This window comes from Pseudomonas sp. PF05 (assembly GCF_056521845.1).
On sequence record NZ_JBWLPW010000025.1, the window covers coordinates 1 to 16,105 of the forward strand.

A 16,105-nucleotide genomic window follows, 5' to 3' on the forward strand; every position below is an offset into this window, starting at 1 on the left:
GAGCACCACGCCAGCAGCGACCGACGTTACCGACACCATCGACAACACCACTGTCAGCATCACCGGCAGCACGTCGGTCACCGAAGGCCAGGCGGCCACGTACACCGTCAGCCTGACGAACCCGGCACAAACCGAGGTGACGCTCAAGATCGTCTACAGCGGCACCGCCGCCGACGGCACGGACTTCACCGGTGTCTACACCGTGAAGATCCCGGCCAACGCCACCAGCGCCACCTTCAACGTGGCAACGCTGGACGACAAGATCACCGAAGGCACGGAAAACTTCGTGGTCAAGATCGACTCGGCCACCGGTGGCAACTTCGAGTACCTGGCGGTCAGCGGCACCAACGGCAGCGTCAGCACCTCGATCATCGACAACGACGCGCCACCGGTGCTCGACCTGGACGCCAACAACTCCAGCGGCAAGACCGGCGCCGATTACCAGGTAACCTTCACCGAAGGCACCACCGGCCCGGGCGTGTCCATCGCCGACACCGACCTGACCATCACAGACCCGGATAGCACCATGCTGACCGGCGCCACCATCGTGCTGACCAACCGTCAGCCCGGCGATGCGCTGAACCTGGGCAACAGCGTCAACGGCATCAGCATCAACGCCAACAGCACCGACGGCAAGGTCGTCCTGACGCTGTCGGGCAACGCGACGCTGGCCGACTACATGCAGCAGATCAAGAACATCAGCTTCATCAACAACAGCGAAGATCCGAGCACCGTACCGCGCATCATCACCGTGACAGTGACCGACGGCGCGAGCTACTCCAACACCGCCACCACCACCGTGAACGTGGTCGGAGTCAACGACGCGCCAGTAGCCACTGGCGGCGCGGTGACCGGCACCGAAGACACTTCGCTGGTACTCGGCTGGTCGACGTTCGGCATCAGCGATGTGGACAGCGCCGCCGCCAGCCAGGGTGTGAAAATCACCGGGCTGCCGAGCGACGGCAAGTTGCAGTACCTGGACGGTGCAACCTGGAAGGACGTGGCCAACAACCAGACCTTCACCAAGGCTGACATCGACGCTGGCAAGCTGCGCTTCACTCCCGATGCCAACGAGTCCGGCGCCAACGGCAACCCGGCTGGCGTGGGCGATCAGAAGGCCGACTACGCACAAATCAGCTTCCAGCCAACCGATGGCCAGGCGCTGGGCAATACCAGCACCGTGAAGATCGACATCACGCCGGTCGCCGACGCACCGAGTCTCAACGTGGCCGGCAACAACGTGACTTCCACGGGTCTGATCAAGGAAGTCTGGACCGGCCTGTCGGGCCTGGGCACCGATGGCAGCGGCGCGCCATCCGGCACGCTCAAGTCGGTGATCGATGCCGCCGGCACGCCGAACAGCAGCGCCAACGTGACCAACGTGCAGTCCGACAGCAACGTCAACCCGGGCACCGCGTCGAAGACCTCGGGCCTGATCTTCCTCGAAGCCGGCAAGACCTACACCTTCAGCGGCACGGGCGATGACAGCCTGCTGGTGACCATCGGCGGCAAAACCGCCGCGGCAACCACGTGGGGTGCGGGCGGCCAGTTGAACGGTTCGTTCACGCCGACCACCAGCGGCTACTACACCCTGGACATCTACCACCACAACCAGACCGGCCCGGGCAGCTATGACGTGAACCTGTCGGTCAACGGCAGCACACCGGTCGACCTGAGCAGTGCCGGCGTGCCGCTGTACACCGGCGTGGCCGACTTGGCGAACGCGGGCGTGACCGTCTCCGACCTGCACGGCACCAACGGCGAAGGCTACTACGACGGCTACAAGCTCAACGAAGGCGCCGAAGGCACCAGCGTGAACCTGTCGAAGATCACCACCGCCCTGACCGACACCGACGGCTCCGAAAGCCTGAGCGTGAAGATCGGTGGCATTCCGGAAGGTAGCGTGCTGAGCGACGGCGCAGGTCATACCGCGACCGTGGGCAGCAACGGCGAAGCCTCGGTCACCGGCTGGAACCTGGGCAGCCTGACCCTGACCCCACCGACCTACTACAACGGCCAGTTCAACCTGACCGTGACGTCGACCTCCACCGAAGCCCTTGGCGGCTCGGCAACGAGCACGGCGCAGATCCCGGTCACCGTGTACCCGGCCACCTACAACGCCATCACCGCCACGTCGGGCAGTGACAACGTCACCGGCACCGACGGCAATGACATCGTGGTCGCCGACATTGGTGGGCTGACCGTGGTGCCGGGGGTCAACTACAACATCGCCTTCATGGTCGACAGCTCCGGCAGCATGAGCGACGCGTCCATCACAGCGGCCAAGAACTCGCTGACCTCGGTGTTCAACACCCTCAAGCAGAGCATGGGTGGCAACTCCGGGACGGTGAACATCTTCCTGGCGGACTTCGACAGCCAGGTGAACAAGACCGTTTCGGTCAACCTCAACGATCCAAACGCGCTGACGTTGCTCCAGAACGTGTTGGACACGATGGTGTCCGGCGGCGGCACCAACTATGAGGACGTGTTCAAGACCACGGCCAACTGGTTCAAGAGCAGCGAAGCCTCGAGCAACACCGGCGCGACGAACCTGACGTACTTCATCACCGACGGCCAGCCGACCTTCTATCAGTCCGGCGAGCAGACCAACCCGACCTTGTATGGCGACGTGAAGCTCGACAGCCTGATCACGACAACCAACTACAAGCTGGGCCAGACATTCAGCGCCGACCTGGACAGCAAGCATCGCATCCAGGTCGACACTGACGGCAACGTCACGCTGCAGTCCTGGCACAAGTCCTGGGGCGGTTACTGGAGCAGTGAGGAGTTGGGCACTTTGCGCGCCCAAGGTGATGGTACTTACGAATTGTCGTACCGCGACGGCACTGGCAGCAGCACCAACTCAAACACCACCAGCAACTCCCTGAGCGCTTTCGCGCTGTTGAGCTCGGTGTCTGGCGTGGAAGCCATCGGCTTGAACAAAGGCGTGACACTGGACGACCTGAAGGACTACGACTCGGACAAAACCCCGCAGACCAACATCGACCCAAGCAACCTGGCCAACTCGATCATCGGCCACACCGAAGCGACCTTGCCGGGTTCCGACACGGTCAATGGCGGCAACGGCAACGACATCCTGTTCGGTGACCTGGTGAGCTTCAACGGTGTCGCTGGCGAGGGCTACCAGGCCCTCCAGGCCTTCGTCGCCCAGCAGAACGGCGTGGAGGTCGGCAAGGTCACCACCAGCAATGTGCACCAGTACATCACCGAGCACTACACCACGTTCGATGTATCCGGTGCCCACGATGGCAACGACACCCTGCTGGGCGGTGCCGGCAACGACATCATTTTCGGCCAGGGCGGCAACGACACGCTCGACGGTGGCAAGGGCAACGACATCCTGCTGGGTGGCACGGGTAACGACACACTGATCGGCGGCCAGGGCAATGACACCCTGATCGGCGGGCTTGGGGGCGATACCTTTGTCTGGAAATCCGGCGATACCGGCACTGACGTGATCAAGGACTTCAAGGCCGGCGATGGCGACCGGATCGACCTGCGGGATCTGCTGCAGGGCGAAACCGGCAGCACCATCGACCACTTCCTGAAAATCAGTACGGTCGATGGCGTATCCTCGCTGCAGGTCAGCACGACCGGCCAGTTCAACGCGGACAATGGCGCAGCGGCCACACCGGACGTCACGATCAAGCTCGAAGGCAACAACTGGTCGAACGTCAACCTGAACTCGTTGATCGCCGGCAGTGACCCGACCATCAAGGTCGATCACAACAACAGTTGACCGAGCCCTCACGGCCGCCCTTCACAGGGCGGTCGTGCGTGGCTGTTCCCCGGGATGACGATTTCGTCTCCACCCTCCATACTCCCCCACAGTTGGCCTATGCTGCCCAGCATGACGCCGCTTCATACATGAGGGATGCCCGATGTTTTATGTGCAACGCAATGCACAAGGCCTGCTGGTGCGCGTAGAAGCCACCGCTTACGCCGAGGCCAGCGAAACCTTGCCGGCCGACAACCACGAGATCCAGGACTGGTTCGCCAACCAGGCGGTGGAAAACAGCCTCAAGCAGCTCAAGCAAAGCGACCTGGAGATGATCCGGGTACTCGATGACTTGATCCAGGTGCTGACCAGCAAAGGCGTCATCCGCGTCACCGACCTGCCACCAGCAGCCCAGGCCAAGCTGATGGACCGCAACCAGGCCCGGGAAGCCTTGGGCGGGTTGAGCCGGTTGATCGATGATGATGAGAAGGGGTTGATCTAGGCCTGCAAGTTATCCACTCCCTCGCTACAGGGTTTGGGGTTGTCTGGGCTGACGCCTTCGCGAGCAGGCTCGCTCCCACAGTTGATCGGTGTTGATTTCAGTATTTCGGCTCAACACAAATCCAGTGTGGGAGCGGGCTTGCTCGCGAAGGCGATTTTCAATCCACCATAGACTTGTCAGCCCGCCGCTTGAACCTCCAGCCGATCCATCGCCCGCTCCACCAACAGATGCACTCCATCGGCCATTCGACTGATCGCCAGGATTACGCTGCGGCGTGAGCCGTCGACGTCGTCAGCCAGGTCGGCGGCGATGGCGCTGATGGACAGCAGGTCTTCGGAGGCGTTGGCCAGGAGGGTTTCGGTGTCGATGTCCGGGGAGACCATGAAGAGCTGGGCGGTTTGGTTTTTTCCCGAGGCTTCATCGGTGGGTTTGGGATTGAGGTAATAGTCAAGGACGCGTTCGGTGGCTTCGTCGAGTTTTTTTGCTTGCTGGGTTTCGACTCGGGATTTGGATGAGGGCTGTGGGGGGTTAGGCGTAGCTTTGAACATGGTTTGGGCTTCCTATTCAATTCAGAGCCGCCCTGGCTCGCTTGCACGCGATGAAGGGTGGCAGCTATGTGCGAGTGTGCAAGACCGAGTAAGACAACGCCCAAAAACTCGGCAGATCCGAAGATCTCCCGCACACAGCTACCATAAAACATGAGCACGAATGCACGATAAGTGGCTGGTGATATTGTTGGGCGTCTTTCTAACCGGCTTGCACGCCAGTGTCACCGTTTTTTTCAATGACAAACCCAGACTAGCCATGAGGCAGACGCCGGACAAGTTCACCAAGTTCGCTACAACTCGAAGGAAATCTCCTAGGACGTTACTTTTGGAAGGGGGTGTATATCCGTTTCTGCGGTAACGGCGGCTTATGGTTCCGCTCTTACAGCGGGTCACTTTCGAAAAGCGCGAAAGTAACCAAAGCGCTCATGCCCCACCACTTGTCACCTCGCTTAGGCTCGGTGTGCCCTCACTCCGGCATTGCTCCGTGGGCCGCCGCGAAGGGCCGTCCATGGCCCAGCGCGGCTACCTCGGCATCCATGCCGAGGTGCCCACTGCGCAATGCCTGCGTTCGGCCAGCGTGGTTAACGGGGCGCCCGAGATCAACGTCCACCGCGAGGCGGCCTAGTAGCCGACCTGGTTCTTGGAGGGACCGCATTTCCCCTGTGGGAGCAAAGCTTGCTCGCGAAGAGGCCGGCAAACCCAGCATCCATGTGACTGAACCAGCGCTATCGCGTTCAGGCTCCCACACAGGTTTTTGGTCGTTTATAAGATCAGTGTCCACCGCCGGTCCCTGTGGGAGCAAAGCTTTGCTCCCACAGGTCCTGCTCAAACAAGTCTGGTTGGTGTATGACCGGGAGAGCCAGGCCGGCTATCAGGCCGCCTCGCGAGCAAGCTTTGCTCCCACAGGTCCTGCTCAAACAAGTCTGGTGGTGTACGACCGGAAGAACCAGGTCGGCTACTAGGCCGCCTCGCGAGCAAGCTTTGCTCCCACAGATCCTGCTCGAACAGAGCTGATGGGTGTACGACCGGAAGAGCCAGGTCGGCTACTAGGCCGCCTCGCGAGCAAGCTTTGCTCCCACAGATCCTGCTCGAACAGAGCTGATGGGTGTACGACCGGGAGAGCCAGGCCGGCTATCAGGCCGCCTCGCGAGCAAGCTTTGCTCCCACAGGTCCTGCTCAAACAAGTCTGGTTGGTGTACGACCGGGAGAGCCAGGCCGGCTATCAGGCCGCCTCGCGAGCAAGCTTTGCTCCCACAGGTCCTGCTCAAACAAGTCTGGTTGGAGTACGACAGGGAGAGCCAGGTCGGCTGTCAGGCCGCCTCGCGAGCAAGCTTTGCTCCCACAGGTCCTGCTCAAACAAGTCTGGTGGTGTACGACCGGAGAGCCAGGTCGGCTATTAGACCGCCTCGCGAGCAAGTTCTGCTCCCACAGGTCCTGCTCAAACAGATCTGACGGGTGTACGACCGGAAGAGCCAGGTCGGCTGTTAGGCCGCCTCGTGGTGGACGTTGATCTCGGCGCCCCGTTAACCACGCTGGCCGAACGCAGGCATTGCGCAGTGGGCATCCCGGCATGGATGCCGGGATAGCCGCGCTGGGCCATGGATGGCCCTTCGCGGCGGGCCCACGGAGCAATGCCGGAGTGAGGGCACACCGAGCCTAGGCGAGGTGCCAAGTGGTGGGGCAGGAGCGTTTTGCTTACTTTTGCGCTTCTCAAAAGTGAGCCGCCGTCAGGGCGGAACCCTAAGTGGCCGTTACCGCAGCAATGGATATGTACGCGGTCAGAAGGGCACAGGCCACCTCACCAGCCAGCCTCACCCCCAACGCTTAGGCTCACCCACCAATTGCCCCTGAACCCCAAACAACCCCATCTCCCGAATCACCGCCAACTCCCCCTCCGTCTCAACCCGCTCAGCAATCAACGGCAGGTCAATACTGTGAGCCGCCCGCTGAATCGCCTCGATGAACAGTCGCTTGTCACTTTCCTGATCAATCGCACGGATATAACTGCCATCGATCTTCAAGTAAGCCAACCCCAACCGCGACAAGTTACCGATCATGCTGAACCGCCCACCAAAACGCTGCAGGCTCAAGGAAAAACCAAGCTCACGCAGTTGCCGGGTCAACTGCTCCAGCACCGCTTGCTCCGGCAGTTGCTCTTCACCAATCTCCAGGGTCAGGCGCGCCCCAAGATTGGAATGCGCCCGCAGGATCTCAAAAATCTTGTTCAGCGCCTGCGGATCAGCCAAGGTCGCCGAAGACAGGTTCAACGCCAGGGACTGCTCATGCCCGGCCATTTGCTTGAGCACCTGTTCAAGCATCAAGCGGTCCAGGCGCGCGGTCCAACCGAAGCGCTCCAACCAGGGCAGAAACCGCCCGGCGGGGATGATCTGGCCCTGCTCGTCGAGCAACCGCGACAGTACTTTGTAATGCAGCACCACCTGGGTGTCCTGGGCGGCCACCACCGGCTGGAAGTACAGCTCGAAGCGCTGATGATTCAACGCCTGGTCGAGCAACGTGTGCCAGGCATGATGATCGTCACCGACGCTCGCCGAGGCACTGTGGTCCAGGCAGGCCCAACCCGGCTCGCCCTGGCTTTCGGCCTGGGCCAAGGCCTGGTCGCCGAGCTGGAGCACCGCTTGCGGCGAGTCGCCATGGACGAACGGCGCCAGCCCGATGGAGGCCACCGACGCCACATCCGTCGCGCCGGTCGCATGCAGGCTCGCCAACGCGGCCTCAAGGTTCTGCGCCAGTTGCAGCGCTTCCTCGCGCACCAGCCCAGGTGCCAGCACCGCGAACTCGCCGCCGCGAATACGCGTCACCAGGTTGTGGGTTTCCGGGTAGCGGGCGCACTCACGCTGCAATTGCTCACCAACCGCTTTAAGCAACTGGTCGGTGCGCTGCCCGCCCAACCGCTGGTTCAAACCGGCCAGGTCCTTGACCCGCAGCAACAGCAGATAACCGGAGCTGGCCTGCTCCGGGTTGCTCACCCGGGCATTGAGCTGCATTTCGAAATAGCGCCGGTTGGCCAGGCCCGTGAGGTTGTCCTGGTAGGATTCAACCCGCAGTTTCTCGCTACGCTCGGCCTGCTCCTGGAACAGCGCCTTGAGCTTCTCGACCATCTGGTTCATCGCCTGCACCACGCGGCGCAGCTCAGGCGTGCGCGGCAACTCCGGCAGGCTCAGGAACTCGCGACGGGCGATGGCATGGGACTGATGCACCATGTAGTCCAGCGGCTTGAGCTGGCGACGCAACAGCAAGGCCCCGAGCACCGCGCTCACGGCGCCACACAGCAACAGCCACCCCAGGCTGCCCAACGCGCTCTGCCACAGCTTGGCGAGGGCGAACATCGGATGGCTGACCACTTCGACCCGCGCCGCCTGTTCCCAGCCGCGGCTGACGATGGCATCGCCTCCGGCCGGCTCCAGACCGATCAGCTTGACGAACCATTGCGGCACGCTGCCGGCATCCGGCGTGCCGGTGCGCTCGACGAGGGTCTTGTCGGTGGCCACGTCGACCACGCGGATGCTGGCGTAGTAGCCGCTGTCGAAGATCGAGCTGACCATCAGCTCGACCATCGCCGGGTCGTCGATGTTCGGCGTCAGCGACAGCGCCAGCGCCGTGGCCGCGTCCTGGGCATGGGAGCGCAACTGGTTGACGTACTGGGCCCGCGAGCTCTCCAGGCTGACCATGAAGCTGCCGCTGAAGGCAACCACCAGGAACAGACAGATAGCGATCAACAGCTGTTTGAACAAGGACATCTGAGCGCGCGCTCCTAGTTAGTCGTCTCGACCGGGAAACCTTCGGCCTGCATTTTCTTCAACACATCCTGCCACCGGGACAGGCGCTTGGTGTCACCCACTTTCTTGTTGCCCTTGGCACCCGGCAGCCACAGCCCTTCGGCGTTGAAAGAGTAGACCGGGAGCAAGTCGGTTCGCTGGCTGGCCGGCAGGATGCCGTCGATCAAGCTGTCGAGCACCAGCGGCATCGCCTCGGGCGTGGCGTAATAGGTGAGCACCATGTGCGCACGGTTCTGCCGCAAGGCCTTGACGTAGGTGATGCGCAGCTTGTCACTGGAGACCCCGAGATGGCGCAGGCTGAAGTACTTGGCGATGGCGTAGTCTTCACAATCGCCAGCCCCCTTCCACAGCGCCTGGATCGGGGTTTCCCAGTAGTCGACCTCGCGCCACAGGTCGATGTCTTCCACGTAGCGCACCTGTTTGTTGAAGAACAGGTTCACCACTTTGAGCTGTTCCAGTTCCGGGATCTGTTTCTGGGTCGCCAATAGTTGCTGCCATGCGTCGATTCGTTGCTGACCTTGGCCCAAGGGGCCATATAACGCTTGCGCCCGTCGGCTGATCTGCGCAAAGTCCCAGTCGGCCTGCAAGCCACCCAGCATCAGGCCGGCCAGCAACAATGCCGAACACAGCCAGCGCAAGGACCTGGGAACAGGGAAAGGTGCAGCCAAGGGAATACATCCGAAAAGGGCCGTTGGAAACTCGTTGGATGGTGAAGCCTGGCCCGGTAAAAAACAATGGCAGGTTGCAATCACCACAAGCAGACTAAACTTTAGTTCAGGAATTGGGGCCGTAAGGTTTTGACGGCTTGGCATTCTGTAACTAACGTTGGCTTGGATCCAATTTTCGTTACTACCAGTCAGGTGTTGTCGTGACACAGAAGCCCAAACCGCTTAGCACTATTCAGGTCACCGGGCCCATCCCGGCCGACCGGGCACGCTCGATCATCGAAGAGTCTCTGCGCGAGGCCATCCTCGACGGGCGCCTGCCTTGCGGTACCGCCCTGCGCCAGCAGGAACTGGCCGACCTGTTCGGCGTGAGCCGCATGCCAGTGCGCGAGGCATTGCGCCAGCTCGAAGCGCAGTCGCTGCTCAATGTGGTTCAGCACAAGGGCGCCGTGGTGGCACCGTTGATCACCAACAATGCGGTAGAAACCTACGCCCTGCGCTCGGTCCTGGAATCGTTCGCCTTGCGCCTGTCCATCCCGCTGCTCGATGACAACGACCTGGAACTGGCCGCCCAGTACATCGAACAGCTGGAAACAGAAACCGATCACGCCCAGATCGGCAAGCTCAACCGGCTGTTCCACATGTCGCTTTATCACAAGGCACCCAACAGCAAGCTGCTGGACCTGATCGAGCGTGAGCTCAATGAAGAAGAGCGCTTCCTGCGCTTTCATCTGTCATCCATGGGGCTGGGCAAGTTGAGCCAGGACGATCATCGCGCGCTGCTCGCCGCCGCGCGTGCCAAGGACATCGATAAGGCCGTCGAATTGCTGGAGCGGCACCTGGAAAAAGCCTCCGTCACCATGCGCCGGTATCTGGAACAGTCGTCGAATCTTTGATCCCACCTCAACGGTCCAGCCGGCGTAAAAATTTCTTACATATCCTTCCGACCCACTTGTCGCCTGCGCGGCGCGGCCTGGCCGTGGCCGCGACTCGTCGTCCCATCAGTTCAATGGCACTGCCATCGATTTGGGCTCACTCTTGCGCTTGTCGATTCAAAACAGACCTGAAGAAGTCAACGCCTGGCTGAGGCCGGGTGAATCGAAGCCAATACGCAAGGAGCTTCGTCCAACCGGCGGGATGATCGGATGTCCGACCGACGTCCTGCCCATAACATAAAACTTCCTTATTCCCCGATCCCTGAAGTGCTCCGAGTGAGGCATTCACTCGAACTATTCGATTCTGATACTGCTAAATCGGAAGGAGCTCCTTCGCCTCAATAAAACTTACCAAGTAAGTTTTAAAAGTACTCTTCGCGCCCAATAAAAACCCAAGTTTAAATAATTAGAAAAGTTGCTTGCCACCTACTTGCCCGATGTATTAGTTTTTTATTCGCCGCGTTACTCACGGCTCTTTCGACTTGCGACAAGCCCAGCAAATACAGGCTTCAAAAGCCGAATTAACGATTAAAAGAGAATGCTTAAGCCCCTTGGGCAATTCATGGATTCCGGTTCAGGCGCCCGCTCACCCACATTAAATAACGAGCAGCCTTCCGGACAAAAAATCATTGATGAGGACGTTCAAATGCAGCCATCCAAAGAACAACTATCCCTGAAACTTTCCCTACAAAAACGCGAACTTAGCGAACACCCGGTTTTTTCCGAGATTACATCAATCGATCTGTTACGCCGTTTTATGGAAAGCCATGTCTTTGCCGTCTGGGACTTCATGTCGCTGACCAAGCGGCTGCAACGCGAGCTCACCTGTGTCCAACTGCCCTGGCTGCCACCGGCCGACCCGCACGCGGCACGCTTGATCAATGAAATCGTGCTGGGGGAAGAATCGGATGACCGCCCCGGCGCAGGCTATTGCAGCCATTTCGAACTGTACCTGGACGCCATGCGGGAAATCGGTGCCGATACCCGCGTGATCGAGCAATTCATTACCCTGCAACAGGAAGGCGTCAGCCCCGAGACTGCACTGGACAGCGTCGATGTCGAACCGGCGGCGGCACGGTTCGTCCGCCAGACCTTGCACAGCGCCCTGCACGCCCCGGCCCACAGCGTAGCCGCCGCGTTCGTGCACGGTCGCGAGAGTGTCATCCCGCAGATGTTCCAGCGCATGTTGGACGCCTGGGGCATTGGCCTGGATCAGGCGCCGACCTTTCGTTATTACCTGCAGCGGCACATTGAAGTCGACTCCGAAGACCATGGCCCGGCGGCAGAAAAGTTGTTGGCCCGGCTGATCGATGGCGACCCGCAGCGCGAAAACGACGTACTGGTCGCCGCGCTCGCCGCTGTCCACAGCCGCGCAGCCTTGTGGGACGGCTTGCGCCAGAGCATGGCCCAACCGGTTGCACAGGTGACGCCATGAACGCCGTCGAATACCAATCCTTCGCCGACGCCTGGGAAAGCCGCGCCACGATCCGTACTCGGCCACGGCGCCGGGTCGAAGACGACGACAAGCTGATCTTCCCGATGAGCCGCCAGCCGCTGGTGCACAGCCAGACCTTCCTCAGCCACTGTCCGCAATTGCGCGACTTTGTGCTGGTGCAGAGCCTCTACAAGTTCATCAACGACGTGGTGATTTTCGAGACCGAACTGGTGGACCACACCGCCCGCCGTATCGCCAAGAACCGCTTCGGCATCGAGTTCCCGTTCGCCTGCCGCTACGACGCGATGACCGTGGTGGTGGACGAGGATTACCACGCGCTGGTGGCGATGGACTTCATGCAGCAGACCATCGACATGACCGGCATCGCACCGATCCCATTGCCTGGGCAGATCGAACTCAGCCGCGCGATACCGGCGACCCTGGCCCAGGCGCCGGAACATTTGCTCAGCGCCGTGGAGCTGATCTGCATCGCCATCGCCGAGAACACCGTCACCAACGAAGTGGCGGCCTTCGCCCGGGACGACTCGGTCAAGGCCTCGATCAAGGGGCTGATGGCCGATCACTTGCTCGACGAGGGCCGGCACTCCGGTTTCTGGACGCGACTGGTGCAGATTTACTGGCGCACCGCGCCTGAAGAGGACCGCGCGGCGATTGCACGCTTGATGCCCGGTTTCATCGCCCAGTACCTGGCGAGCGACCTGCAGCAAGCGTTCGACTTCGAGCTGATTGCGCACCTGCCCGTCGACGAATCGGTACGCCAGTCGCTGCGTGAAGACGCCAGTGCGCTGGCCTATCCGATCAATCGTTTTCACCCGTTGGTGGGCAACATCACGCGTTTTTTCCGCGGCAGCTCGATGCTCGCGTCCCCCTGCGTGCGCGACGCCCTCGCCGATTACCTGACTCCATGAGGACTTTTCGATGAAACGCCTCGAAATTGCAGTGCCTGGCACCAGCCAGGCCATGGCCGAACTGGCCCGGGAACTGGAGCTGCACGGCCATGGTTTAGTGGACCTCCAATCGCCAGTCGACCTGTTGATCGATGACGGGACGACAACGCGAGCCATTGAGGCCCGTTCATGCCTCCAGATCCGCGTGGCGCTGCGCACGCTACCCGGTGAGGTGTTGCCGCAACCGGTGGTGATATTCCGCGACGGTGCGCAGCGGCTGTTATGCCAGGAGGTGATTGCGCCGCAAGGCGATGGCAACGGCCAGTCCCTGCGGTTGCGTACCCTGGCGACAGTGGTCGAGACCGGCGCACGGCTGGTCAGCCAGTTATCCCGGGATGAGACCTGCTTCGATCACTGGCCGACAGTGCACGCTGACGCTGTCGCCCCACCTCTGCTCGGGCTCGATGCGCTGGAGCCGCTGGCGTTCGAGCACGGCCTCAATCGGCCACAAGTACCCTGGCTGCTGGCCGCCGCCGATGTGCCGGTGATGCACAGCATCGAACAGCGCATGCTCGACGACGCGACGCAACCGGCCCTGTGGGTCGATGGACAACTGATCGATTACAAATCCTTGCGTCGCCTGGCGCTGAGGTTGCAAGAGCCGATGCTGCAAATGCTACGCAGCTGCGAGCCTGCAGGAACAAGGAGAGTAAACCCTGTGGGAGCAAGGCTTGCCCGCGATGAGGACACCGAGGTTCTCAACCCAACCGCGTCATCGTTCATCGGGGGCAAGCCTTCCTCCCACAGGCCGTCCTCCCGCAAGGTGATCGGTGTGTGCCTGCCCAAGTCCGCGCACCTGTATGCGGCGATCCTCGCCGTGCTGGGCTGTGGGGCGGTGTACCTGCCGTTGGACCCACAGCACCCGGCGCAACGTCGACGCTTTATCCTGGAAAATGCCCAGGCCGACCTGCTGCTGCACGATGGCGACAGCGACCTGGGCGACCTGTCGTTGCCAACGCTCAATGTCCATCAACTGCCAGCGCCCAAGCCCGGCATCCCAGCCTCATTGATCCGCCGCACGGTGGACAGCGACGAACCGGCCGTGGCCATCTACACCTCCGGCACCACCGGCCAGCCCAAGGGCGTGTTGCTCAGCCACCGCAACCTCAGTCACTTTTGTGCCTGGTACGGCGACTACGTCGGGTTGCAGCGCGACAGCCGGGCGTTGCAGTTTTCCACCATCAACTTTGACGCATCGCTGCTGGATATCCTGCCGACGTTCATCCACGGCGCCCTGCTGGTGGTGCCCAGCGAAGACCAGCGCCGCGATCCGCAACAATTGGTCGCGTTGATTCACCAGCAGCACATCAGCCACGCCTTTCTGCCGCCTGCGCTGCTGAGCGTCATGCCCCTAGATGCACCGCTGGGCCTGGCGCACCTGATCACCGGTGGCGATGTCTGCGAACCGTTCGTGATCGAACAGCTCGCGCCACAATGCCGCTTCCACAACATCTACGGCCCGACCGAAACCACGGTGCTGGCGACCACACGACAGTTCGGCGGCGGCGACAACAACCGCAACCTCGGCGTGCCCATCGCCAACGGCCGGGTGCTGATCCTGGACGAACAACTGCAACCGGTTCCCCAAGGCGTCCCCGGCGAGCTGTACATCGCCGGCCCGGGCGTCGGCCTGGGTTACTTGAACGACCCGACCCTGACCGCGACACGCTACCTCGACCTGGCGCTGCCCACCGGGCAAACGCTGCGGGTCTATCGCACGGGTGATATCGGCCAGTGGACCGACAACGGCATCGAGTTGTGTGGCCGGCGCGATAACCAGGTGAAGATCCGCGGCTTTCGGGTCGAACCCGAGGAAATCGAGCACTGCCTGCGCGATAGCCAGTTGTTTCGCCAAGTGGCAGTAGGGGTCGATGAACGGCGGCGAATCCTGGCGTTCCTGGTTCATCCCGAGCACTCCGACGGCGCCCTCCAGGCGTTGCGCGAGCATGTGCAGAACAGCTTGCCCAGCTACATGCACCCGGCCGCCTATGTCGAACTGCCGAGCCTGCCGTACACCAGCAACGGCAAGGTCGATCGTCGGGCCTTGCTCGCCATGGCGGTGCAGGTGCAGGTCGACGGCCAACGCCGGCAGCCGCAGAACGCCCTCGAGACACAATTGCAGCAACTGTGGGCCGAACTGCTGGAACTGCCGGTCGAAGACATCGCCACCGATGAAAGCTTCTTCAACCTGGGCGGGCACTCGATCCTGTTATCGCGACTGCTGCTGAGCATTCGCCAGACGTTCGGTCGCAGCCTGTCGATCAATCGCTTCATCGAAGCGCCGACGCTGATGACCTTGGCCAAGTTGCTGGACGACCCGGAACACAGCAGCGCATCGATCCTCAGCCCCCAAGCCTTCATCGATGCCGAGGCCGAACTCAACCTCGATCCGCTGCCCATCAGCCAGTGCGGCGATGTGCACAAGGTGGTAGTGACCGGCGCCAACAGCTTTCTCGGCGTGCACATCGTCGAAGCACTGCTGGCCTGGGGCGCCACCGAAGTCGCATGCCTGGTGCGCGCAAGCGCTGGACAAAGCGCGGCCGAGCGCTTCTCCCAGGCCCTTCAGGACAATCACCTGACCCACTTGGACCTGGACCGCGTCAGTGTGTACGCCGCCGACATCACCCAACCGCAATTGGGTTTGCCGGATGACGTCTACACCCGCATCGATCGCACCTTCGGCGCGCTGGTGCACAACGCCGCCCACGTCAATCATGTGCTCGACTACGAGTCGTTGGCGCGGGACAACGTGGAGCCGATCTTCGAATGCCTGCGCCTGTGTGAAGGGCGCAGCAAGAAGATCTTCAACTTCGTCTCCACGCTTTCCGCCTCCAGCGCCCTGGATGCCGACGGCCAGGTGCTGGAACAGCCTGCCGCCAAGACGCCGCCGATCTATATCAAAAACGGCTACAACCTGTCCAAGTGGGTCGGCGAACGGATCCTGCAACGGGCCCGGGATCGCGGGGTGTGGGTCAATCTGTTCCGTCCCGGCAACATCAGTTTCAACAGCCTGACCGGGGTCTGCCAGCCCCATAAAAATCGGCTGATGCTGATGCTCAAGGGCTCGATCCAGCTCGGCCAGGTACCGGAGCTGTCCCTCAACTTCGACCTGATGCCGGTGGATTTCCTGGCGCGCTTCATCGCCTTCCATGCCAGCCGTTACCAGCCGACGCAAGCGGTGTTCAACCTGCACAACCCACAGCCGTTGAGCTGGGATGCATATGTCGCGTCGTTTCGCGACAGCGGCCGGGAGTTTTCGCTGGTCAGCGTCGCCGAGTGGCAACGGCAATTGGCTCGGGTCGATGCCGACAACGCGTTGTTTGGCGTGTTGGGCTTTTACCTCAACGGCTTCGAGGAAGACATCGGCGACATCTCGCGGATCAGCCATGACAACGCCCGCGCCGGCGTGCGGCAGATGGGCGCCAGCTACCCGGAAAAGTCCCCGGCCCTGCTGCGTCGCGGCGCCGATTACCTCAAAGCCATCGACTTCATCTGAAACACCCTCAACCCAAAGCA

The 16,105-nt window shown here is 61.6% G+C and carries 10 protein-coding genes; 7 read left to right on the forward strand and 3 right to left on the reverse strand.

Going from position 1 to position 16,105, the window contains the following annotated elements; all coding sequences use genetic code 11:
* Both AC09SL_RS27230 and AC09SL_RS27235 read left to right on the forward strand, forming a co-directional pair.
* On the forward strand, positions 1 to 3,760 hold a 3,760-nt coding region (locus tag AC09SL_RS27230; RefSeq protein WP_479571966.1), incomplete at its 5' end, for a type I secretion C-terminal target domain-containing protein.
* Positions 3,761 to 3,902: 142 nt separating this feature from the next.
* Entirely contained in the window at positions 3,903 to 4,241 is a 339-nt protein-coding gene (locus AC09SL_RS27235) for a hypothetical protein (RefSeq protein WP_058542590.1), read from the forward strand.
* Positions 4,242 to 4,417: 176 nt separating this feature from the next.
* Here AC09SL_RS27235 and AC09SL_RS27240 read toward each other — a convergent pair whose 3' ends face one another.
* Positions 4,418 to 4,789 (reverse strand): DUF6124 family protein, encoded by a 372-nt coding sequence (locus AC09SL_RS27240; RefSeq protein WP_058542589.1) that lies wholly within the window; start codon positions 4,787 to 4,789, stop codon positions 4,418 to 4,420.
* A 460-nt stretch (positions 4,790 to 5,249) separates the two neighbouring features.
* On the opposite strand from AC09SL_RS27240, the gene AC09SL_RS27245 reads away from it, so the two are divergent.
* A complete protein-coding gene (locus tag AC09SL_RS27245) occupies positions 5,250 to 5,414 on the forward strand; it encodes a hypothetical protein (protein WP_153387482.1) in 165 nt (54 codons plus the stop codon).
* Between the two features lie 1,186 nt (positions 5,415 to 6,600).
* Here AC09SL_RS27245 and lapD read toward each other — a convergent pair.
* Positions 6,601 to 8,547 carry a cyclic di-GMP receptor LapD gene (gene lapD / locus AC09SL_RS27250; protein WP_058542639.1) on the reverse strand — a complete coding sequence of 649 codons (1,947 nt, stop codon included), beginning with the start codon at positions 8,545 to 8,547 and terminating at the stop codon, positions 6,601 to 6,603.
* A gap of 14 nt (positions 8,548 to 8,561) precedes the next feature.
* A complete protein-coding gene (gene lapG / locus AC09SL_RS27255) occupies positions 8,562 to 9,185 on the reverse strand; it encodes a cysteine protease LapG (protein ID WP_413468840.1) in 624 nt (207 codons plus the stop codon).
* A 269-nt stretch (positions 9,186 to 9,454) separates the two neighbouring features.
* Here lapG and AC09SL_RS27260 point away from each other — a divergent pair, with 269 nt between their 5' ends.
* The 4 genes from AC09SL_RS27260 (at position 9,455) to AC09SL_RS27275 (ending at position 16,085) form a co-directional block, all read left to right on the forward strand.
* Positions 9,455 to 10,147, forward strand: a complete 693-nt coding sequence (locus AC09SL_RS27260; protein ID WP_058542641.1) for a GntR family transcriptional regulator — start codon at positions 9,455 to 9,457, stop codon at positions 10,145 to 10,147.
* Between the two features lie 685 nt (positions 10,148 to 10,832).
* Positions 10,833 to 11,621 (forward strand): DUF3050 domain-containing protein, encoded by a 789-nt coding sequence (locus AC09SL_RS27265; RefSeq protein ID WP_058542642.1) that lies wholly within the window; start codon positions 10,833 to 10,835, stop codon positions 11,619 to 11,621.
* Positions 11,618 to 12,550: a diiron oxygenase gene (locus AC09SL_RS27270; RefSeq protein WP_058542643.1), complete on the forward strand. Its 933-nt coding sequence runs from the start codon at positions 11,618 to 11,620 to the stop codon at positions 12,548 to 12,550. The genes AC09SL_RS27265 and AC09SL_RS27270 overlap by 4 nt, the downstream gene beginning before the upstream one ends.
* A gap of 10 nt (positions 12,551 to 12,560) precedes the next feature.
* On the forward strand, positions 12,561 to 16,085 hold the full coding sequence (locus AC09SL_RS27275) for a non-ribosomal peptide synthetase (RefSeq protein ID WP_058542644.1): 3,525 nt from the start codon (positions 12,561 to 12,563) through the stop codon (positions 16,083 to 16,085).
* The last annotated feature ends 20 nt before the right edge of the window (positions 16,086 to 16,105 follow it).